General features: G+C 70.4%; 16 protein-coding genes. 6 read left to right on the top strand and 10 right to left on the bottom strand.

All coding sequences use genetic code 11. From position 1 onward, the window contains the following. The first annotated feature begins 45 nt into the window (after positions 1–45). On the top strand, positions 46–1,047 hold the full coding sequence (locus tag NAEX_RS18810) for a hypothetical protein (protein ID WP_096328864.1): 1,002 nt from the start codon (positions 46–48) through the stop codon (positions 1,045–1,047). Continuing rightward, the gene (locus NAEX_RS18815; RefSeq protein WP_143140482.1) at positions 1,001–2,509 is read left to right on the top strand and encodes a hypothetical protein; all 1,509 of its coding nucleotides are present in this window, start codon (positions 1,001–1,003) and stop codon (positions 2,507–2,509) included. Before NAEX_RS18810 ends, NAEX_RS18815 begins: the two co-directional genes overlap by 47 nt. A 4-nt stretch (positions 2,510–2,513) precedes the next feature. Here NAEX_RS18815 and NAEX_RS18820 read toward each other — a convergent pair whose 3' ends face one another. After that, positions 2,514–3,356 carry a formylglycine-generating enzyme family protein gene (locus NAEX_RS18820; RefSeq protein WP_170135823.1) on the bottom strand — a complete coding sequence of 281 codons (843 nt, stop codon included), beginning with the start codon at positions 3,354–3,356 and terminating at the stop codon, positions 2,514–2,516. 1,058 nt (positions 3,357–4,414) lie between these two features. Here NAEX_RS18820 and NAEX_RS18825 point away from each other — a divergent pair. The 3 genes from NAEX_RS18825 (at position 4,415) to NAEX_RS18835 (ending at position 7,283) form a co-directional block, all read left to right on the top strand. Beyond that, the gene (locus NAEX_RS18825) at positions 4,415–5,056 is read left to right on the top strand and encodes a hypothetical protein (protein ID WP_143140481.1); all 642 of its coding nucleotides are present in this window, start codon (positions 4,415–4,417) and stop codon (positions 5,054–5,056) included. Position 5,057: 1 nt separating this feature from the next. Further along, positions 5,058–6,041 (top strand): zinc-dependent alcohol dehydrogenase family protein, encoded by a 984-nt coding sequence (locus NAEX_RS18830; protein ID WP_096328868.1) that lies wholly within the window; start codon positions 5,058–5,060, stop codon positions 6,039–6,041. A 348-nt stretch (positions 6,042–6,389) separates the two neighbouring features. Beyond that, entirely contained in the window at positions 6,390–7,283 is an 894-nt protein-coding gene (locus NAEX_RS18835; RefSeq protein ID WP_096328869.1) for a hypothetical protein, read from the top strand. 86 nt (positions 7,284–7,369) lie between these two features. Here NAEX_RS18835 and ppsA read toward each other — a convergent pair whose 3' ends face one another. From ppsA to zwf, 4 genes are read right to left on the bottom strand one after another with little or no spacing between them, the layout of a single operon-like run. Then, positions 7,370–9,676, bottom strand: a complete 2,307-nt coding sequence (gene ppsA / locus NAEX_RS18840; RefSeq protein WP_096328870.1) for a phosphoenolpyruvate synthase — start codon at positions 9,674–9,676, stop codon at positions 7,370–7,372. Between the two features lie 31 nt (positions 9,677–9,707). Further along, positions 9,708–11,147 (bottom strand): NADP-dependent phosphogluconate dehydrogenase, encoded by a 1,440-nt coding sequence (gene gndA / locus NAEX_RS18845; RefSeq protein WP_096328871.1) that lies wholly within the window; start codon positions 11,145–11,147, stop codon positions 9,708–9,710. Next, positions 11,140–11,823, bottom strand: a complete 684-nt coding sequence (gene pgl / locus NAEX_RS18850; RefSeq protein ID WP_096328872.1) for a 6-phosphogluconolactonase — start codon at positions 11,821–11,823, stop codon at positions 11,140–11,142. The genes gndA and pgl overlap by 8 nt, the downstream gene beginning before the upstream one ends. Continuing rightward, positions 11,820–13,346, bottom strand: coding sequence for a glucose-6-phosphate dehydrogenase (zwf, locus tag NAEX_RS18855; RefSeq protein ID WP_096328873.1), 1,527 nt, complete (start codon positions 13,344–13,346; stop codon positions 11,820–11,822). The genes pgl and zwf overlap by 4 nt, the downstream gene beginning before the upstream one ends. Before the next feature lie 93 nt (positions 13,347–13,439). Here zwf and NAEX_RS18860 point away from each other — a divergent pair, with 93 nt between their 5' ends. Beyond that, positions 13,440–16,121 (top strand): MGH1-like glycoside hydrolase domain-containing protein, encoded by a 2,682-nt coding sequence (locus NAEX_RS18860; RefSeq protein WP_096328874.1) that lies wholly within the window; start codon positions 13,440–13,442, stop codon positions 16,119–16,121. Positions 16,122–16,183: 62 nt separating this feature from the next. Here NAEX_RS18860 and NAEX_RS18865 read toward each other — a convergent pair whose 3' ends face one another. From NAEX_RS18865 to NAEX_RS18885, 5 genes are all read right to left on the bottom strand, one after another. Beyond that, positions 16,184–16,723, bottom strand: a complete 540-nt coding sequence (locus NAEX_RS18865) for a hypothetical protein (RefSeq protein WP_096328875.1) — start codon at positions 16,721–16,723, stop codon at positions 16,184–16,186. Between the two features lie 241 nt (positions 16,724–16,964). Continuing rightward, entirely contained in the window at positions 16,965–17,468 is a 504-nt protein-coding gene (locus NAEX_RS18870; RefSeq protein WP_096328876.1) for a hypothetical protein, read from the bottom strand. Positions 17,469–17,479: 11 nt separating this feature from the next. Further along, positions 17,480–18,013 (bottom strand): hypothetical protein, encoded by a 534-nt coding sequence (locus NAEX_RS18875; protein ID WP_096328877.1) that lies wholly within the window; start codon positions 18,011–18,013, stop codon positions 17,480–17,482. 1 nt (position 18,014) lies between these two features. Then, entirely contained in the window at positions 18,015–18,740 is a 726-nt protein-coding gene (locus tag NAEX_RS18880; RefSeq protein WP_096328878.1) for a hypothetical protein, read from the bottom strand. 145 nt (positions 18,741–18,885) lie between these two features. Next, on the bottom strand, positions 18,886–21,012 hold the full coding sequence (locus NAEX_RS18885; RefSeq protein WP_096328879.1) for a DUF2079 domain-containing protein: 2,127 nt from the start codon (positions 21,010–21,012) through the stop codon (positions 18,886–18,888). Between the last annotated feature and the right edge of the window lie 64 nt (positions 21,013–21,076).

A 21,076-nucleotide genomic window follows, 5' to 3' on the forward strand; every position in this document is an offset into this window, starting at 1 on the left:
CGCCTGAGTTGACAGCTTCAGCGGCCTGCGAGGAGCGTTGGAGTGATGACGCGTGTATTCCTCCGTTTTCCGCTCGTCGCGCTGTCGCTCACTGGCCTCCTCGCGACCCTACCCTCTGTCGCCTCTGCGGACGTCGACCTTCAGGTCTTGCCGGCGCAAACGCCGGGCCTCACCTGCATCCTGATCACGTACGACTGCGCCGAGCCCGAAACCGTCGAGCTATCGATCGACAACAACCTCGTGATCGATTACGTCGCAGGCGAGGACATCCTCTCGGCCCCGCGTGCTCCGTGCTTCGAGGAGGCCCACTTCGGCTCGGGCAGCCACACTTTCAGCGTCGAGGCGTCCTGCGGCAACGCCGTTACCGATGACGCGGCGCTCGCCTCGTTCGCCAATCCGACCGTTCGCCTCCTCGGAGTCGGCCACACTCAGTTCGAATGGAGCGGCGGCGACACGATCGTGTTCACGCTGCAAGCCCAGGACGAGGGCCTGGAGATCGGGGTCGACTTCAGCGAGGTCGATAGCCATTATGTCTCCGGCTCGGAAGTCATCGTCGATCTCGGCGATGGCGATTACCAGGTGACGTACGCCCTGTCCTCCGCGAACGCCACCCCGGCGGGCGAGTACAGGTTACCCGTGTCGATCTCTCCCGACGGTACCCTCGTCCGTACCTACGAGAGCGCCGTCACCATCCGCTACGCCCCGGTGCGCACCGGTGCCGTTACCTTCCAGAACGACGCAGGCGGCTCGTTCCGCGTCACCGATCTGCCGAGCGGTACCAGCACCATGGTCCAGCCGCTCGCAAACACCTTCACCGTCACCCCTGTCCCGGGCGCTCGCGCTGTCGTGGCCGGTCAGCTCGCGTCCGAGACCTCGCTCGAGGGTCGCTTCGTGATCGTCAATGTCCGCGAGGCCGACACGGGGGGGTCACGCGACCCTGGATGTCGAGATCGAGGAGTCCGTCTGCATCCCGGGCCGCGGCTGTACCTCCGAGATCGAGGTGCCATTGGTCCTTCGTCCGGCGCGCATCGACGAATACGAGGATGACGACGAGCTGGAGCTCGAGCTCAGCGTGGGGCTCTACACTCCGAGCGGTCCTGCGTTCAGCCCGTCGATCGTGCTCTCGGAGCTATGGCTCATGGACAAGCGGCCGGCAAACACGCTGAGCATGCGTGGCGCGCTGACCTACGAACGAGTCCGCTTCCTCGGTGAGCCCCAGATCTTCACGCCGCCCCAGAACGGGAATTTCACCGCGATCCCGGAGAAGGCGCCGCTGGAGCGCGTCACGATCGAGATCGACGACAACTGCCACGGAATCTTGAGGACAGTCACGCAGGAGGACAGCTCCTGGCACATCTACGTCCCTGACGAGGACGGCTGCCTCCTCTTCGGTCCACACCTCATGCGTCCGGTCGCCGCGACGGACTTCGGCGTCTATCGCGTCGCTGCGCAGCGCGTCGCCGACCTGGCCACTCCACCCTATGTCGACAACGACTTTGTGACCCAAAAGTCCTACTGGACCCTGCACGCGGACGCGTGGCCCTACGAGGACCACGACTGGGGCGAACGCTACATCGATCGAGATGACCCAAACGATCCCAACGACACCTACGACCTGTACTACCCATGGTTCGCTAGCATGCAGGTCGCAGTCCGCGTCCAGGAGTTCGCCAAACCATTCCTCGTAGGAGACGCGAACACCGGCGTCTTCCCGTGGGTGTACCTGCGCGTCATCCCCGGCCAGGCTTGCGGCACCACATCGTGCTATGTGGGGGCGAGCCAAGCCGTCTACGTGAGCGACAGCGCCAGCAACCACGACTCGCAGGACGAGCACGCGCTGGCCCACGAGATGTTCCACTGGTTTCACCACATGTTCCTGGCGGCCTTTCACGGGAACGGAAATTGCGACACAGTGCCGTGGTCAGGCGCCTTCGGAGAGGGCTTCGCCAACGTGATGGCGCCGTTCGTCACCGGCCAGCCATGGATCTTCACCGGCTACGACAACAGCATCGAGACGGAAGATCCGGACTTTCAGGGCAAGGTCGAGTTCGCGACCGGTCTCAACGAGAACGTCGCTGGTCTGCCGTATGACCTCTACAATACCAGGAGCGACTGCGGGAGCGGCGGCTGGACATGGCGCATCTTCTGGGACTTCCTCGACGGCGCTGAAGCCGAGCCTTGGGGCGAGTTCGCCGACTTTCTCGACGCCGACGATACCTTGCCCGTCAACCCGACGATCACCGATTACGGCACTAACTTCGACACCTTCGGCGGCCTCTTCAAGTTCCAGGACGTCCTCGTGCGCTACCTCGGCGGGAACTACATGCCCACGAACCCTTTGCGCCCTGACCTCATCGACCGCGGCCAGGATGGGGTCGACATGACGGAATTCCTCGATGGCGTCATCTGTCGAGGTCATGAAAACTGGAATGACATTAGCGACATTGTGCTGGAGATGATGAATTTCGGCGAATACGACCCAGCCAGCGCTCCCGCCATTTGCCAATAGGGCATCAACCAGAACGAGCGCAGCGAAACCCGGTCTCCAGAGTTTCACCGAGGTCGTCAATTTCACCGCCTTTGTGCCTGGACACTCGTAGTGAATAGCCAATCGGGCTAAGGGAGAAGGCTCCCCAGCCCGCGCTTCGGCGTGCGACATAACCTTCCAGCGGCTCGCGGAAGGGGTTCTCGGCTGGAAGACCTTCATAGCCGCTGGATTGATAACCATCTCCAGCCCACTCCGCCACGCTACCGACCATTTCGCATACACCATACACGGACGCCCCCCACTCACAGAACATCCCTACGGGCGTCAACGTGCGGTACTCCTCGCGGTAGTGGCAATCCGGCCCGGGCTTCATCCCTTCGATGTCCCAGGGCTTGAAGTTCGCGTGACTGCACGTCGGCTCCGTCATTCCCCACGGATACTTGCGGCCGTCCGTCCCGCGCGCCGCCTTTTCCCACTCTGCCTCGGTCGGCAGCCGCTTACCGGCCCACTCGCAATACGTCTTCGCCTGCAGCCACGTCACCGAAGCGGCGGGCATCTCCTCGAGCCCGGGGATGAACACGCCGTCGCCTTCCTTGTGCCATTCTTCGTCCCACCTCGGCGGCGCCGCGCAAGCACCTGCCTCCAGGCACTTCCGATACGCCGCTTTCGACACCTCGGTTCGATCGATCCAGAACTCTCCGACTGTCACTTGCCTATAGGGCAGCTCTGACTTATCGCACGGCCCGGTGATTTCGTCCGTGTCGACTCCTTCACGGCAGCCCATCCAGAACGGGCCGGCCGGCACTCGCATCATGCCGTCCTTCTCTTCGACGCAAGTCCCCGTGTTCGGGTTGCACGTCCCCTCCATGCACGACTCCTCGGGCCCGCACGCGCAGCCGAGCGCCCCGCACTCGCACGTCGCCTCGGGTCCGCAGACGGGCGGCTCCGGGACGTGCTGCCCGCCCGTGCTCGTGCTCGTGCTGCCGCCGCCGGCCTCACTCGTGCTCGACGAGACGCCGCTCGAACCTGACGTGGTCGACTCGCTCCCGGACGGCCCTGCACACTGGCAGGCCAACAGCCCCATCGAGGCCGAAATGCACCATGACAACGGGCTCGAAAGGGAGGCGACATGCCGCATCGACCTCAGGAGAATTCGTGGCGACGGGCGATGTCAAGGGCACGAGCCACATCGAGCATGCCCGGGCGCTTCGCCTTGAGCCCGCACATGCCGTCACTCATGCGTATGTAGCGCCCAAACCGGATATGGGCGCTTTCGCTCTTCTTGGGCTTCGTTGGGCTCGGCGTCACTGCCATGGCACACTTCGACACGGTCGGCGGCCTCTTAAAGTTCCAGAACGTCTTTTCCGCTGCCTCGGCGGCGATTCCATACCCAACAACCCCCGGCATGAGCCTGCTGTTCGCCCGGAGCGGCGGTGTCCGTGGCGTGAGAGCTCGCTCGCCCCCCCACCCCCGGCCGGCCCAGCGCAGCGTTTCCTGGGGCAACGAAGTGACGAGCGCTGCGAGCTGCTGTTCCCGCAACCGCGCGCTGGCGACCCTTGTGTAGCCCCCGAGACCGGACGGCCCGGAGACGCCGAGCGACGTCGACGCATACTGCGAGATTGCGGGCCGTCTGCTGATTCGTCGCCTCGAGGATGCCCGAAAGGGCATCTTCATGCGCTCTCGTTGAATTCCCAATGGACCTGTCTTTCGAGACTTGTCATCTCTTGACCCGACTCTTGCGCCGCAGAATCCGTGGGCTGAGGGCACTCATGGGCTCGTCGTCTGCCTGCTCGGTCAGGCCCCGAGACCGACCGCCGTGGGCGCCGCGCCGGCGGCTCGCTCGCCGCCTTGTTCGTGAGCTCGGCCGTGTTCGACTTGTGGCTCTCGTGGTTGCCGCGGCGGCGCCGCCGGCCATGGTTTCCGGCCATGTATGACGCCTCGCGTGCCATCGATCTCAGCACGCTGCTCGAGCACGCCGACCAGCTCATGCGGCGGATCGTCACCGGCCGCGGGCACCTGCGGCGGTGCGGCGGGGACGGCGTCGGCGCCATGTGGCCTGTCCTCGAGGACACCCAGGGTCGGCGCCTGCGCGTCACCCCGTGGTTGCCGATGGACGATTTCTCCCCGCGCCTCGCCGGGCCCGGCGGCCGGCACCCGCGCGGCCTGCGGGACTTCTTCGGCCACGACGTCCTCCTCACCGGCGTGCTCGAGCGCGACGGCGACGGCGAGCTCGTGTTCGTCGCCAAGCGAGCCCAGGTCGTCCGCGAGCTGCACCTGCGGCGCCTCGACGCCGCGCAGCTGGCCGCGGTCGCCGGCGTCGGTGGCGAGGGCACCGTGGGCTACGGCGCGCTCGCGGGGGAGCTCATCATCGACGGCGGCGATCAGCTGCGGCTCGTCACCGCCGATCGCGGCGGGCCGTGCGAGGTCAGCTTCACCCTCGACGTCATGCGCCGCGACGACCTCGTGCTGGGGCGACCGATCCACGTCCATGGGCTGATCCGCAAGGCCACCCCATGGCTCGGGGCGATCCGCCGCGCCGCGCTCGCCGTCGACGCCCCGACCTCCTGACATGCGCGCGATGGTCCTCGAGCGCGTCGGCGACCCGCTGCGGCTCGTCGAGCGACCGGTCCCCGAGCCGGGCCGGCATCAGGTCGTGATCCGGGTCGTCGCCTGCGGCGTGTGTCGCACCGACCTGCACGTCACAGACGGCGAGTTGCCCGATCCGAAGCTCCCCCTCGTGTGCGGCCACGAGATCGTCGGTCGGATCGTCGCCCGCGGCGCGGACGCGACCGCCCTGCCTTTCGGGACCCATGTCGGCGTGCCCTGGCTCGGCGGCGCCTGCGGACGCTGCAACGCCTGTCTCCGGGGACAGGAGAACCTGTGCCCCGACGCGCGCTTCACCGGCTACACCCTCGACGGCGGTTATGCCGAGTTTGCCGTCGCCGACGCGCGCTTCTGCTTCGAGCTGCCGCCGCGCTACCGCGGCGTCGAGGCGGCGCCGCTCCTGTGCGCCGGCCTCATCGGGTATCGCAGCTACCGCCTCGCCGGCAACCCCGCGGCGCTCGGCCTCTACGGCTTCGGCGCCGCCGCGCACATCCTCTGTCAGCTCGCCGCGCACGAGGGTCGGCGCGTCCACGCCTTCACGCGACCCGGGGACGTCGCGGCCCAGAGCTTCGCGCGCAGCCTCGGCGCCGTGTGGGCCGGCGGCTCGGACGAGGCCCCGCCCGAGCCGCTCGACGCCGCGATCCTGTTCGCCCCCGTCGGCGCGCTGATCCCCCTCGCCCTGCAGGCGGTGCGTCCCGGCGGCGTGGTCGTCTGCGGCGGCATTCACATGAGCGACATCCCCGGCTTCCCGTACCGCCTGCTGTGGGGCGAGCGCGTGGTGCGTTCGGTCGCCAACCTCACCCGCGCCGACGGCCACGCCTTCTTCGCCGCCGCGGCCCGCACCCCGCTCGTGGTGGCGACGCACACCTATCCCTTGGAACAGGCCAACCAGGCGCTCGCGGACCTGCGCGCCGGCGCCTTCACGGGCGCCGCGGTCCTCGTGCCGTGAATGCTGCGGCGCGAGCACCCGACCTCCACGAGCGGGGGCCATACGGTCACGCTTCGATCGTCTCGCCCTCGTGACCTCGAGCATGACGACGGCGATATGTCAGCCTCCGCCCGCTCGACCATCGCCGCGACTCGTCGCACCGGGCGACGCATTGCTGGCCCGTCCGGGACAGGTGTTCGGCCGGATGACGTCGCAGAAAGGGAGATGCCTCCTGGCATCCGCGGCTCGCCCTCCCGGCGCGGCGCCGCCCGGCTTCGCCATCGGCACGCGTCCCCTGCCCTGGCGTCGGCGGCCTCGGGCAAGGCTCGCGCCATTTCGTGCCGCCGAACCGCTGCTAGTCTGATCGTGATGCCGTCGCGCCTGTCTCCCGGCTTCGCGCTCGCCTTGCTCGGTCTGCTCGCGTGCGGCGCCGGCCCGACCGAGCAGGCCGGTGAGAACGTCGCGACGCACGCCGGCTCGACCTCGACCGATGGGGTGCTCCCGACCTCGACCGGCGCCGACGCGCCGACCGGTGACGACTCGAGCCCCTTCATCGCCCGCCCCGACGCCGCCGCGATCGAGGAGTGCGACCTCTTTTTACAGGACTGTCCCGAGGGACAGAAGTGTACCGCCCTGAACGGCAGCGGCACCCTCGACACCTTCCGCTGCGTCCCCGTCGCCCGCGATCCCGACCTCCCCGGCGAGCCGTGCTCGACCGGCGACCAGCCGTTCGACGGCCTCGACTCGTGCGCGGCCGGCTCTCTCTGTGACGAGCAGGTCAGCGATCCGGCCGACCGCGTCTGCGTCTCCTTCTGCACCGGCAGCCCCGACGCCCCGAGCTGTCCTTCGCAGGGCCTGCCCGCGTGCAGCACCGCGCACTGGTGCTCGATCTTCGCCTCGGGCCTGTCGGTCTGCCTGCCCGGCTGTGATCCGATCCGCGATCCCTGCCCGGACTCGCAGGTCTGCGCTCCGCTCGCGCTCGGCCGCGGCATCCTCTTCGAGTGCCTGCCCGACGCGTCCGGGGCCGCCGGCGCGTTCGGCGACGGCTGCAACGACGGCAGCGAGTGCGACCCGGGCCTGTTCTGCGCCGACCCGGGCGCCGCGCTCGAGTGCGATCCGAACGCCGCCGGCTGCTGCGTCCCGTGGTGCGACCTCACCCAGCCCTCGGCCTGCCCGGGCGCGGGGCAAGCCTGCCAGCCGTTCTACGGCCCCGACGAGGCCCCGCAGTGCCTGCACCTCGGCGTCTGCCGCCTCCTCCGCTGAGATCTCGGCGACAGACATGTCCCTTGCGCCATCTAATCAATGCAAACCATCGCATTCGCGGCCCGTGGCGGGAATTCATCGCAATTTCATCCCCGCTGCGCTCCTGCCGACAATGACCCTTCGGACATGCCCGAACGAGCAGCTGCGAGCAGCAGCCGCTTCTCGGCCGCGGCCACGGTGGCGCGGGTCTGGTGGACCGCGTCGACGTTGACGGAGATCGACGTGATCCCGAGGCGCACCAGCGTCTCCGCGAATTCGGGCCGGTTCGACGGCGCCTGGCCGCACAGCGACGACGTGAGCCCGTGGGCGTGGGCGGCGGCGATGATGCGGGCGATCGCGTCGACCACCGCCGGGTCGGACTCGTCGAACAGCTCGGCGCACAGCTCCGAGTCGCGGTCGACCCCGAGCATCAATTGCGTGAGGTCGTTCGAGCCGATCGAGACCCCGTGGATGCCGAGGCGCGCGTACTCGGGGATCCAAAACGCCACCGACGGCACCTCGGCCATCACCCAGCGGAGCAGCCCGCGGTCGCCGCCGAGCGGGCTCTTGTCGAGGCGCTCGAGGCAGCGCTCGAGCTCCCAGCGGGTGCGCACGAACGGGATCATCACGTGCAGGTTTTGCGACTCCTCGCGGACCTTCGCCACCGCCTCGAGCTCGAGGTCGAACAGCGCCGGATCCTTGATGTAGCGGAAGCAGCCGCGGTACCCGATCATCGGGTTGTCCTCGCGGGGCTCGTGGCGCTCGCCGCCGCTGAGCCCGCGGAACTCGTTGCTGCGGAAGTCGTAGGTCCGGTAGATCACCGGCCGCGGCGCGAACGCCAGCGCGATCTGCCGCAGCCGCGCCGTCATCGCCGCCACGAACTCGCGGCCGCCCCCGCGGGCCACCAGGTCGCGCGGGTGCTGCCCCGCCAGCGCGTCGAGGATCATGAACTCCGCCCGCAGGAGCCCCACCCCGTCGACCGGCAGGGCCGCCGCCTCGGCCGCGCGCTCGGCCAGCGCCAGGTTGACGTACAGCCGGGTCGCCAGCGCCTCGCGGCTCGTCGGCGGCTCGCCGGCGCTCGGCGCGACCACCTCGACGCGCTCCGGCTTGGCGCCGGCGAGCACCTGCCCGCGCTTGCCGTCGACCGTCACCAGCTCGCCGTCGCGCAGCACGCGGGTCGCCTCGCGCGCGCCGACGACCGCGGGGATCTTCAGCTCACGGCTGACGATCGCCGCGTGACACGTCATCCCGCCGGAGTCGGTCACCACCGCCGCGGCGCGGCGCATCGTCGGCACCCAGTCGGGCGACGTCATCGTCGCCACCAGGACCTCGCCCGCCTCGAGGCGGCCGCCCTCGTCGGGCGAGCGCAGCACCCGGACCTTGCCGCTGGCCGTCCCGGGCGACGCGCCGAGCCCGTGCAGCAGCGCGCGCCCGCGGGCCGCCTCGGCCGGCTCGCGCGGGCTCGCCGGCAGCGTCGTGATCGGCCGCGTCTGCACGAGGAAGAACCGCCCGCCGGCCTCGGCCCACTCGACGTCCTGCGGCGCCCCGTAGTGGGCCTCGACCTGCGCGCCGAGGCGCGCGAGCTGCAGCAGCTCCTCGTCGGCCAGGACCCGGCGGTGGGCCTCGTCTGTCCCGAGAGACACCTTGCTCTCGTGCCCGCGGGCGTCGCGGACGATCTTGAATTGCTTCGCCCCGACGCGCGCCGAGCGGACCGTCGGCCCCGCTTTCGCGAGCACGTAGGTGTCGACCTCGACCTGGCCGCCGACCACCACCTCGCCGAGCCCGAACGCCGCCTCGATGACGATCATCTCGCGGTCGCCGCTGGCCGGGTCGGCGGTGAACATCACCCCCGAGCGGGCCGCGTCGACCATCGCCTGCACCACCACCGCGATCGTCGGCTCCTCGCCGATGCCCTCGGCCTTGCGGTACGCCAGCGCCCGCTGCCCGTACGCCGAGGCCCAGCAGGCGACGATCCGCTCGCACAGCGCGGCCGTGCCGACGACGTTGGTGTACGTCTCGTGCATCCCCGCGAACGAGGTCGCGCCGGCGTCCTCGCTGGTCGCCGACGAGCGCACCGCCACCGCGACGTCCGCCCCGAGCTCCGCGTAGGCCGCGGCGACCGCCGCCCGCACGTCCGCCGGCACGCCCGCCCGCTGGACCAGCGCCCGCATCCGCGCCGACGCCTCCGCCAGCCCCTGCGGCGAGTCGGCGTCTGCCCGTTGAAACATGTCGTAAAGTTCATTCCGGACCCCGGCCGCGTCGACCGCGGCGAGGAAGGCCGCCGTGGTGACGACGAAACCGCCGGGCACGGGCAGGCCGGCGCGGGTCATCTCGCCGAGGTTGGCGCCCTTGCCGCCGACGCTCGGGACGTCGGCGGCCGACAGCTCGGAGAGCCATGCGATGTACGTCGCCATGGCCCAACTATGGCGAAGGTCGCGGGGGCGGCTACTGCGAGGACTTGGGCCACTCGGTGTGGACGAACACCCCCGGGGCGTCGACGCGTTCGTACGTGTGACTGCCGAAGTAGTCGCGCTGGGCCTGGATGAGCGACGCGCTGCCGCGGGCCTGGGTGAGTGTGTCGAACCACGCCAGCGAGGCGGACAGCCCGGGGACCGGGTGGCCGGCCGCAGCCGCCGCCGCCACCACCCGGCGCCAGCCGGGCAGGCGGCGCGCGACGTCGGCGGCGAAGTCGGGCGCGAGCACCAGCAGCTCGGGCCCATCAGGCCCGGAGGGCCGTGGAGCCTGCGCGAAGGCGGCCCGGATCCGCTCGAGGAAGACCGCGCGGATGATGCAGCCGCCGGTCCAGATCCGGGCGATCTCCGCCAGGTTGGCGCCGTAATCGCGGGCCTCGCTGGCGGCCTGCAGCAGCGCGAAGCCCTGCGTGTAGCTGGCGATCTTGCTGGCGTACAGCGCGTCGCGCAGGTCGTCCGGCGACACGCCCTGGATCACCCCGCGAGCCGGCCGCAGCGCCGCCTCGGCGCGCGTGCGCAGCTCCTTGGCGGCCGACAGCAGGCGCGCGTCGACGGCCGCGGCGATCGTCGGGATCGGCACCCCGTGCTCGGCCGCCGCCACCACCGTCCACTTGCCCGTGCCCTTCTGCCCGGCGCGGTCGAGGATCGCGTCGACGAGCAGCGCCCCCGGGTTCTGCGGGTCGGGCGCGCGCAGGATGTCGGCCGTGATCTCGATCAAGTAGCTCTCGAGCTCGCCGCGGTTCCACTCGGCGAACGTGTCGGCGACCTGTCCCCAGGGCCAGCCCATGCCCTCGCGCATCAGCGCGGTGACCTCGGCGATCAGCTGCATGTCGCCGTACTCGATGCCGTTGTGCACCATCTTCACGAAGTGCCCGGCCGAGCCGCGCCCGCAGTAGGTCACGCACACCCCCGACGGGCTGCGGGCCGCGATCGCCTCGAGCGGCGGGCGCAGGCGCTCCCACGCGTAGCGGTCGCCGCCCGGCATGATCGAGGGCCCGAGCAGCGCGCCCTCCGAGCCGCCCGACACGCCCATGCCGACGAACCGCCACGGCCGCGACTCGGCGCGCGCGACCCGGCGGTCGGTGTCGGTGTAGAGGCTGTTGCCGCCGTCGACGACGATGTCGCCGTCCTCGAGCAGCGGGTCGAGTTGGTCGAGCACCGAGTCGACCGCCGGCCCGGCGTTGACCATCAGCACGAGCCGCCGCGGCCGCTCGAGCATCTTCACCAGCGCTTCGAGAGAATCGGCGATCCGCAGGCGCGCCTCCGGATGCGCCGCCGCCAGCGCGTGCGCGTGCTCGACGGTGCGTTGATAGCCCGCCACGCGCAGCCCGCGGCTGGCGAAGTTGCGGGCGAGGTTGCCGCCCATGACGCCGAGGCCGACCACGGCCAGTTCGCACAGCCCTGTCTCATTCATCGCTCTCACCCTCCGAATCGATGTCGGTCGCAATCACGAGGTACGCGAGCGCCGTCGTCGGCAGCCCCTCCTCGCGCTTTATCACTCGCCGCAGCGCGGCCCGCTTGCCCGCGCCCGCGGCCATCATCACCGCCAGCGGCGTCGCCCGCAGCACCGGCAGCGTCAGGCTCATCCGGCGCGGCGGCGGCTTCGGGCTGTCGGCCACGAACACCGCCGCCCCGCCCGCCTGCAGCGCCGCGTGCCCGGGGAACAGCGACGCCACGTGCCCGTCCTCGCCGAGCCCGAGCAGCGCCACGTCGAGCCCGCCCGCGAACGCGCGCAGGAACTCGCGCCCGTACCGGGCGACCGCGACGGCCGGGTCGGCGTCGTCGTCGGTCCACAGCGGCAGCGCCGCGCCCGGCGGCGGCAGCCCCAGCCGTAAGAACGACCCGCGGTTGCTGCCCTCCTCGCTCGCCGGCACGCAGCGCTCGTCGACCCACGTGAGCTGCACTCTCGACCATGTCCCTTGCGGCAGGTCCTTGAGGACATGCGGGAGCACCGCCAGCGCCGAGCCGCCGGGGATCGCCAGCCGACACGCGCCGCGCTGGGCGTCGACGCGGGCGATCGCCCGGGCCAGCCGCTCCGCCGCCGCCTCGGTCGGCCGCGGCGTGCGCACGATCTCGAGCGTCGGCGTCATCCCTCCGACCACCCGCCCTCGCAGCCGGTGAACAGCTCGTCGGCCTGCTCCGGACCCCACGAGCCGGCCGGGTACTCGGCCGGCGGCGGCGCGTCCGGCCGGTCCCAGGCGCCCCGGAACGCGTCGGCGAACCGCCAGCTCGCCTCGATCTCGTCGGCGTGGAGGAACAGCGTCTGGTCGCCGCTGAGCGCGTCGAGCAGCAGCCGCTCGTAGGCCGGCGCGGTGCGGTCGCCGAAGCGCTCGCGGTAGTCGAAGTCGAGCTCGGCCGGGGCCATCACCATGGCCGCGCCCGGGCGCTTGACCCCGAAGGACAGGCGGATCGCCTCGCGCGGCTGGATCGAGATGGTCAACGCGTTGGGGCGGATCTGGCACAGGTCGCCCTGGCGCAGGCGCTCGCGGAACTCGTCGTCGCTGATGCCCTCGGGGCGGTTGAACAGCTGCACCGGCGGCACGCGGAACTGGATCCGCACCTCCGTGAACTTCTTGGGCATGCGCTTGCCGTGGCGCAGCAGGATCGGCACCCCGCCCCAGCGCCACGAGTCGCACTCGGCGCGGATCGCCACGTACGTCTCGGTGCGCGAGCCGGACGGCACGCCCTCCTCCTGCAGGTAGCCCGGCACCTTCTTGTCGCCGATCCGGCCGGCCGTGTACTGCCCGCGGACCGAGTAGCGCCGCGCGTGCTCCGGCCCGGGCACGTGCAGGCTGCGCAGGAACTGGACCTTCTGCCCGCGGATCGCCGCCGCGTCGAGCGAGCTCGGCGGCTCCATCATCGCCAGCGCCAGCACCTGCAACATGTGGTTTTGGACCATGTCGCGCAGCGCACCGGTCGAGTCGTAGTAGGCCGCCCGCCCGCGCTCCATCCCCAGGTCCTCGGCGACCGTGAGCTGCACGTGCTCGACGTGGTGCCGGTTCCACAACGGCTCGAAGATCGCGTTGTGGAAGCGGAACCCGAGCAGGTTCTGCACCGTCTCTTTCCCGAGGTAGTGGTCGATGCGGTAGATCTGGTCCTCGCGCAGCGACTCGTGCAGCTGGCGGTTGAGCGCCGCCGCCGACGCCAGGTCGTGCCCGAACGGCTTCTCCACCACCACCCGCCGCCACGCGCGAGCGTCGTCGGCGCGCACGTGCAGGAGCCCGCCGACCGACAGCAGCGCGACCGTGGGCGCGAACAATTCTGGCTTCAAGGACAGGTAGAACAGGCGCCCCGCCTCGCGCCCCCCGGGCAGCTCGTCGAGCCGTTGCGACAGGCGGGCCAGGTCTTCCGGCGCGCCGACGTCGCCCGGCAGGTAGTGGACCCGCGGCGCGAGGGCGTCGAAGTCGGCCCGCTGCTCCGCGGGCATGGCCTCGCGGATCTGCTGGCGATAGGTCTCGTCGTCGAGCGGGCGGCGAGCGACCCCGAGCACGTGAAAGCCGCCGTTCGGGCGGCCGCGGGCGGCGAGGCTGGTGAGGGCGGGCATCAGCTTGCGCAGCGTGAGGTCGCCGCTCGCGCCGAAGATCACGACGTGCGCCGGAGGAGAGGAGGGCATGAGGCGCGGCAATGGTAGCCCGCATCGCCGCGCGCGGCAGCCCCCCACGCCGGGCGAGCGAACGCGGGTCCGCGTGGTACATTGCGCGCGGCCATGGATCCCGAGCGCCAGCGCCACGCCGAGCAACGCCGACGCGAACGCCGCTGGGACCTGTTCGGGCCCTACCTCGCAGAACGCGCGTGGGCCACCGTGCGCGAGGACTACAGCGAGAACGGCGACGTCTGGCGCTACTTCCCGCACGACCACGCGCGCTCGCGGGCCTACCGGTGGAACGAGGACGGCCTCCTCGGCATCAGCGACGACCACCAGCGGCTGTGCTTCGCCCTGGCCCTGTGGAACGAGCGCGACCCGATCTTGAAGGAGCGGCTGTTCGGGGTCACCGGGCCGCAGGGGAACCACGGCGAGGACGTCAAGGAGGTCTACTTCTACCTCGACAACACGCCGACCCACAGCTACATGCGGGCGCTCTACAAGTACCCGCAGGCGGCCTACCCGTACGAGCGCCTGCTCGCCGAGAACGCCCGCCGCTCGCGCGACGAGCCCGAGTTCGAGTTGGTCGACGCCGGCGTGTTCGACGGCGGCCGTTACTTCGACGTGTTCGTCGAGTACGCCAAGGCCGGCCCGACCGACATCCTCATCCGGATCACCGCGCACAACCGCGGCCCCGACCCGGCCCCGCTGCACCTGCTGCCGACGCTGTGGTTCCGCAACACCTGGGCCTGGTCGGACGACCCGCGCGTCCCCTCGCTCACCCCGGTCGACCGCCCCGACGGCCTGCCCGCGCTCGTCGCCGGCCACCGCGAGCTCGGCGAACTCTGGTTCGTCGGCGACGCCCCCGGCGAGCTCCTGTTCACCAACAACGAGACCAACTCCGAGCGCCTGTGGGGCGCGAAGAGCCGCAGCCCGCACGTCAAGGACGCCTTCCACCGCCACGTCGTCGACCGCGAGCCCGGCGTCCTCGCCCCCGACGGCACCAAGTCGGCCGTCCACTGGCGCGCCGTCGTCGCTCCCGGCAAAAGCTGGACGGTGCGCCTGCGCCTGTCCCAAAAGACAGCCTCACCGCAGTGCCCGGCCGAGCCGGTGGCGGGCCCCGGATTCGCCCCGTTCGCCGACTTCGACGCCGTGATGCAGGCCCGCCGGGCCGAGGCCGACACCTTCTACGACGGCGTCCGCGCGCACATGTCGGACGACGAGCGGCAGGTGTTCCGCCAGGCGATCGCCGGCCTGTTGTGGTCGAAGCAGTTCTACCACTACATCGTCCGCGACTGGCTCACCGGCGACCCGGCCCAGCCGCCGCCGCCGCGCGAGCGGGCCCGCGGGCGCAACACCGACTGGCGGCACCTCTACAACCACCACGTCATGTCGATGCCCGACACCTGGGAGTACCCGTGGTACGCGGCGTGGGACCTGGCGTTCCACTGCATCCCGCTGGCGCTGGTCGACCCCGAGTTCGCCAAGGCGCAGCTCGACCTGCTGACGCGCGAGTGGTTTTTGCACCCGAACGGGGCGATGCCGGCGTACGAGTGGAACTTCAGCGACGTGAACCCGCCCGTGTTCGCGTGGGCGACCTGGCGGGTCTACAAGATCGAGCAGCGCCACGAGGGCAAGGGCGACCGGGCCTTCCTCGAGGCGATGTTCCACAAGCTGCTGCTGCACTTCACCTGGTGGGTGAACCGCAAGGACTCGGCCGGCAAGAACATCTTCCAGGGCGGCTTCCTCGGGCTCGACAACATCGGCGTGTTCGACCGCAGCGCCGGCCTCCCGCGCGGCGGCGTGCTCGAGCAGAGCGACGCCACCGCGTGGATGGGCATGTTCTCGCTCAACATGATGACGATCGCGCTCGAGCTCGCCCTCGACAACCCGGTCTACGAGAAGATCGCCAGCAAGTTCTTCGAGCACTTCCTGTCGATCGCCGACGCCATGAACAACCTCGGCGGCGAGGGCATCGGCCTGTGGGACGACCAGGACGAGTTTTTCTACGATGTCCTGCACCTGCCCGACGGCCGCGCCCTGCGCCTGCGGGCGCGCTCGCTGGTCGGCCTGATCCCGCTGCTCGCCGTCGAGACCGTCGAGCCGCTGCTGCTCGAGCAGATGCCCGGCTTCCGCCACCGCCTCGAGTGGTTCTTGGCCCACCGCCCCGACCTCGCGCGCCTGGTCTCGCGCTGGTACGAGCCGGGCGCCGGCGAGCGCCGCCTGCTCGCGCTGGTCCGCGGCAGCCGCATGAAGCGCCTGCTCCGGCGCATGCTCGACCCCAACGAGTTCCTGTCCGACTACGGCGTGCGCTCGCTGAGCAAGATCCACGCGACCCAGCCGTACCGCCTGCACATCGACGGCAGCACCCTCTCGATCGGCTACGAGCCCGGCGAGTCGCGCACCGGCCTGTTCGGCGGCAACAGCAACTGGCGCGGCCCTGTGTGGTTCCCGATCAACTACCTCATCATCGAGGCGCTGCAGAAGTTCCACCACTACTACTCCGACGACTTCCGCGTCGAGTGTCCGACCGGCTCCGGCCAGTACATGTCGATCCGCGAGATCGCCGACGAGCTGTCGCGCCGCCTCACCCGCCTGTTCCTGCCCGACAGCGGCGGCCGTCGCCCCTACGCCGGCGACGACCCGCGCCAGCACGACCCGCACTGGCGCGATCATCTGCTGTTCCACGAGTATTTTCATGGCGACACCGGCCAGGGCCTCGGCGCCAGCCACCAGACCGGCTGGACCGCCCTGGTCGCCAAGCTGCTCCTGCAGCAGTGCCCGCGCGTCGACGACGATCACTAGCGAATGCTCGCGAGCCGGACGAAGCCCACCTCGTCCGGCTCGCGCGGGTCGACGTGCGGACGCTACGGCGACCAGTGGATCCGGGCCCAGCCGTGCGACTTCTTGTTCCCGTGGAAGTCCTCCGCCGTCACGTGCCACAGATAGGCCACGTGGCTCAGCGTCCACCCGGAATCACACGTCGCATAGTCACTGAGTCGGACCATCGGACCGGTCCACACGCCGTTCGAGACGGTCGCGCCGACGGTCCCCGACTGCGTCTCCACCATCGGCACGAGCAGCCCCGTCTGCAGCTGCCCGATGTCGCCCTGAATACAGGTGCGGGAGAACTCTTGCTGGATCGTGACCTTCTTGGTGCCACCGTCGTCGGTGCCCGCGCCGATGAGCATGTAGTAGTCGTTCGGGTCAGGGACCGCGAACGACAGCGCCGCGCCGCCGTCGCTGCTGCTGACCGCCTCGTACACGTCCTGGCGCCACACCGCCGCCCACGCCACCGGTGGCGTGCTGTCGCTGGCCGGCACCGTCACGTCGTAGAAGTAGTCACACCCGACCAGCGCCAGCCCCAGCCCCAGCAGGCCGGCCGCGCGGCGCCATCGCTCATTCAAGCTTCGATCTCTGCGCATAACGTCCTCGTCGAGCCCTTCGGCTCGTGACAAAGTGAAGTCCGGCGCCCGGGAGCGCCGGGGCAGGCGAAGGCCTCCCTCTTCATCAGTGTCACGACCCCGGCTTTCGATCGCGGACGGTCGCCGGTCGCCGACGTTGCCTTGAAGCGCGAGCCCGCGCGACGAAACGACGGGCCCGAAGCCGCCGGCGCCCGCGGTCGCGGGCGTGCCTCTTGAACACGACTCAGCCCGGCAGCGCCTCGGGCTCGTCGCCCTCGACGTCGAGCTCGAGGTTCTCGTAAAAGTCGTCGGACACGATGAACAGCGGCCAGTCGGGCTCGATCTCGACGAAGCCGCGGCGCTCCTGGAACATCGCCACGTCGTCGAATTCGCCCTGGTACCAGCCCCACAAGAAGCGGACGCGCAGCGGGTCGATGTTGCGGGCGCGCAGCTCGTCGACGATGTCGGCGATCTCCTGCTCGTCGAACTCGTCGATGTAGCTCTCGGCCTCGTCGATCAGCTTGCCGAGGTAGGAGATCCCGCGCTTCGTCAGCTTGTAGAGCTGGGCCTTGCGATCGATCTCGATGTAGCCGTCCATCACCAGCTTCTCGAGCACCTCCTCGAGCGGCGCGTGCTGCGGCTCGAGCAGCACGGGCAGGCGGATCCCGCCCTCCCCGGGCTTGAGGTCGAGCTTCTTGAGGACGTACATCCCGGCGTAGCCGAGCTTCTTGGCGTGCGAGACGGTCATGGTGCTCCTTGTCAGCAGGTGTACCAGCGTGCGGCCTCGAGCTGGACGAACGCGTCGCCGGTCAGCGACCAGTCGGTCGCGTGCGGCCGGCGGCGCAGCCAGGCGACCACGTCGCCTGTCCCGTAGTACAGGCGCCGCCCGACCAGCGCCGGGGGCTTGGAGATCCGCGCGCGCCGCGGGTTGCACAGCGCGAGCACGATCGCCCGCGCGTCGCCGGCGATCGCCGGCACGCGCGTGGCGAGGAACTCCGACAGCAGCGCGATCGCGGAGTTTTCTTCGGAGAGCGCGAACTCGAGGTTGATGTCGCTCGGCACGCCGCCGCGGCGGGGCACCGCGAGCTCGTCCTCGTCGGGGCTGTGGAGCGCGAGCACCAGCGGCGACTCGACCCACAGCGCCTGGTCCTCGCCGACCAGCTCGACCCCCGGCAGCACGCACCAGCCGTAGCGCGTGTGTTCGTGGTCGACCGGGACGTCGCCGTCCCGGTCGAGCCCGAACAGCGCCAGCGGCGGCGTCTGCTCGAACGGCAGGTCGCGCAGCGAGGCCATGTCAGGCGCGCAACAGCACGCGCGTGCGCTTCGTCTTCACGCCGAAGCCGCCGCCGCGTCGGCCGCCGCCGCCGCTCGAGCGACCCGAGCCGCCGGAGCCCCACGCGCCGCCGCGGCTGCCATACGAGCGGCCGGAGCTCGCGCCCGACTTCGGCGGGAACTTGCTCGGGTTGGCCGCGCGGTAGCTGTCGCGGTGAGCGGCGAGCGCCCCGGCGCGAGCCGGGCTGGTGCTGTAGGGCACCATGTACATCGGGCGGTAGCCCGGCATGAACATGTTGCTGAGGAACGAGCCGAGCATCATGCCGGCCGCGATGTCCCACATCGGCGAGTGGTAGGACGCGTACGGGCCGGCGCCGGCGATCTGGTACTGCGCGGCGCCCTCGCCGACGATGTCGCGCTTGATCGTGAAGATCTTCTCGGACTCGCCGGCGCTGCCGTCGCCGTCCTTGTCGAAGAAGCCGGTGACGACCTGGGTCTTGTCGTCCTGGTCACGCACCGAGATGCTGACGACCTCGTCGCCCGTGTAGATCTCGTTGACGCGCTTCTCGAAGTCCTCCGGCCCCTCCGCCTCGCGGTAGGCCTGGTTGACCGCGTCCCAGTCGATCTCGACCCGCGTGTCCTCGGTGACGACCCAGCGCTCGTTCGAGCGCCCCGACTCGCAACCGGTGACTCCGCCCAGCGCGACCGCCGCCGACAGCGCGACAGCGAGAGGACGGACCGCAACCATTGACAGTGGACTCTTCATGGGTGTCTTTCGCAGCGCGGGCTTCCCGCGCCGCAGCGCAAAAACTAATGCCCGGGTCCACCCCCGTCAAGGATCGGGGCGGAAGCGCCGCGTGTGGGCGCCCCGGCTCGCGGTCGCGTCCGCCTCCTCACTCCTTCGCGTCGTCGCTCGCGCCCGCCGCGGAGCTCGCGGGGCCCGAGGCGCGCCCTGGGGCTTTCTTGGCGGGCTGCCCCGACGCGGCCTCGATCGCGGCGTCCTCGCTCGGCCGCTCCCCGTGCTCGCCGCGGAACTCCTCGGGCAGCTCCGAGCCGTCGACGCGCTCGAGCAGGATGAGGCCGAGCGTGTCTTCGATGACGCGAAACTTGCCGCGCTCGACGAGGCGCTTGTAGCGGCGCTCGTCCTCCTTGCTGAAGGAGTAGACGTCGGTGAACAGGACCACGTACTGCGCGTCGGCGATCATCGGCCAGTGGTACGCGTGGCGCCGGTTCGAGAAGTGCGGCCCGATCTCGTGGCTCACCGACAGCTTCGCCTCCGGGCCGACGCGCGCCACGATCTCCTGCACCTTCGCGTAGCGGTCCTTCATCGCCTGCGTCGGCCGCCGCTCGAAGCGGGTCCAGCCGGCCACGAACGAGGCGTTCTCGAAGATCACCCCGCGCTTCCACGACACCAGCAGCGAGCCGGTGAGCATGCCGAGCAGCAGGGTCCACGCCACGCGCGCGCGCGCCAGCCCGAGCGTGCGCAGGCGCTCGCTGTCGACCGCGCGCGCCAGGCCCTCGGGCAGCGCCGCGAACAGCATCGGGAACAGCAGCGCCGAGTATTGATAGTGGAGTGAGAACAGGTGCTTGCGGCTGGCCAGGCCGAGGAACAGAAGGCCGTGGAGCATCAGCACCACCTTGCGGCCGGCGGCGAACGGCAGCGCCAGCAGCGGCAGCAGCAGGTGGAAGAAGAACAGCAGCTTCTCCTCCTTGAACAGCACCAGCAGCGCGAACAGCGGGTTGACCAGCAGCGTGGTGAACAGCCCGCGCGCGCCCTCCTTCTCGTGCGGGATCATCTCCTCGTAGAAGTAGATGTACGAGTACGCCTTGTCGGCCGACATCAGCAGGCTCGAGTCGGCCATCACGAACGCCTTGACGAACGCGAGGTACATCAGGCTGACGGCGATCGTCACCAGGCCGGTGCGCGTGCGGCCGCTGAGGATCGCGTAGGCGCCGATGAAGCAGTTGAGGAGGCTCATGTCCTCGCGGGTCGCCAGCAGCAGCGCGAACACCAGCCAGTAGCGGCGCAGGTGGCCGGCGTCGAGCAGGTACACCGCCCACATCGCCAGCGGCACCATCAGCGCCACCGAGTGGAAGTCGAACATGTTGACCCCGTGCAGCGCGGGGTACAGGAAGTAGACGATCGTCAAGATCGTCGCCATCCACTCGTTCGTCAGCCGGCGCCGCGCCAGCAGCCACAGCGGCACCGCCCCGCTGGCGAGCCACAGCGTCTGGACCACCAGCAGCGTCTCGGCGTGCGGGTAGAGCAGGTACACCGGCGCCAGCAGCAGCAGGATCGGGTCGAAGTGCGCCGACATGTGATTGCCGCCGCGGATCAGCGAGCAATCGAGGAAGTGGCCGTGCGCCGTCTGCCACACCAGGTTGTCGTAGATCCCGAGGTCGTAGACCGTCGTCGCGATGTTGCGGTGGTCGAGCAGCGCGAACCACGACAGCAGCGCGCAGTAGCCGAGCAGCCCGGCCACGAACACCGCGCGCGCCAGCCGGCCGTCGCGGGCCGGCACGAACGGGTCCTCCGGCGGCGCGAACCGCCCCAGCCCCAGCAGGCGGTAGAAGAACACCATGGCCACCGCCGTGACCGCTGCGGTCAAGAACGAGGTGAAGATCGGGTGCTTGACCTCGATGCGGGCCGCGCTGAGGCCGATCAGCAGCGGCCCCGCGAGGAGCACGAAGGCCCAGCGGTTGGTCGCCGCGAACGAGGCGCCGAGGCTGAGCTCCGGCTCCGTCCGCCGGCGCCGCCGCCACAGCGCCACGTAAGCGGCGGTCGTCGCGATGAACGAGACCGCGACCGCCGCCAGCACCTCGTACCGCTGGTCGATCGACAGGTCGTTCTTGACGACGTAGCGGAGCGCCGGGGCGCGGAGCAGGGGCCACAGCGCGAGCCCCGGCGAGATGGCGATCAGCAGGTACAGCGGACCCCAGCTCCACAGCTGCGCGACCGTCGCGTCGATGGCCCGCAGCAGGCGTCCCTTCGGCGGCTCGCTCTCCGGTGTCGTCGTCATAAGGCCTGTCTCGGGCGGCCCGACGCGGGCGAAAGACCGCGTTCTCGGGCCTTTTTTCGGAACG

Source organism: Nannocystis exedens, from assembly GCF_002343915.1.
Classification (GTDB): Bacteria; Myxococcota_A; Polyangia; order Nannocystales; family Nannocystaceae; genus Nannocystis; species Nannocystis exedens.

Bases quoted from the DNA above. Each gene is read 5' to 3' on its own strand.
- NAEX_RS18810 (WP_096328864.1), top strand. From the start codon at position 46: ATGACGCGTGTATTCCTCCGTTTTCCGCTCGTCGCGCTGTCGCTCACT.
- NAEX_RS18820 (WP_170135823.1), bottom strand. From the start codon at position 3,356: ATGGAGGGGACGTGCAACCCGAACACGGGGACTTGCGTCGAAGAGAAG.
- NAEX_RS18825 (WP_143140481.1), top strand. From the start codon at position 4,415: ATGTATGACGCCTCGCGTGCCATCGATCTCAGCACGCTGCTCGAGCAC.
- NAEX_RS18830 (WP_096328868.1), top strand. From the start codon at position 5,058: ATGCGCGCGATGGTCCTCGAGCGCGTCGGCGACCCGCTGCGGCTCGTC.
- NAEX_RS18835 (WP_096328869.1), top strand. From the start codon at position 6,390: ATGCCGTCGCGCCTGTCTCCCGGCTTCGCGCTCGCCTTGCTCGGTCTG.
- ppsA (WP_096328870.1), bottom strand. From the start codon at position 9,676: ATGGCGACGTACATCGCATGGCTCTCCGAGCTGTCGGCCGCCGACGTC.
- gndA (WP_096328871.1), bottom strand. From the start codon at position 11,147: ATGAATGAGACAGGGCTGTGCGAACTGGCCGTGGTCGGCCTCGGCGTC.
- pgl (WP_096328872.1), bottom strand. From the start codon at position 11,823: ATGACGCCGACGCTCGAGATCGTGCGCACGCCGCGGCCGACCGAGGCG.
- zwf (WP_096328873.1), bottom strand. From the start codon at position 13,346: ATGCCCTCCTCTCCTCCGGCGCACGTCGTGATCTTCGGCGCGAGCGGC.
- NAEX_RS18860 (WP_096328874.1), top strand. From the start codon at position 13,440: ATGGATCCCGAGCGCCAGCGCCACGCCGAGCAACGCCGACGCGAACGC.
- NAEX_RS18870 (WP_096328876.1), bottom strand. From the start codon at position 17,468: ATGACCGTCTCGCACGCCAAGAAGCTCGGCTACGCCGGGATGTACGTC.
- NAEX_RS18875 (WP_096328877.1), bottom strand. From the start codon at position 18,013: ATGGCCTCGCTGCGCGACCTGCCGTTCGAGCAGACGCCGCCGCTGGCG.
- NAEX_RS18880 (WP_096328878.1), bottom strand. From the start codon at position 18,740: ATGGTTGCGGTCCGTCCTCTCGCTGTCGCGCTGTCGGCGGCGGTCGCG.
- NAEX_RS18885 (WP_096328879.1), bottom strand. From the start codon at position 21,012: ATGACGACGACACCGGAGAGCGAGCCGCCGAAGGGACGCCTGCTGCGG.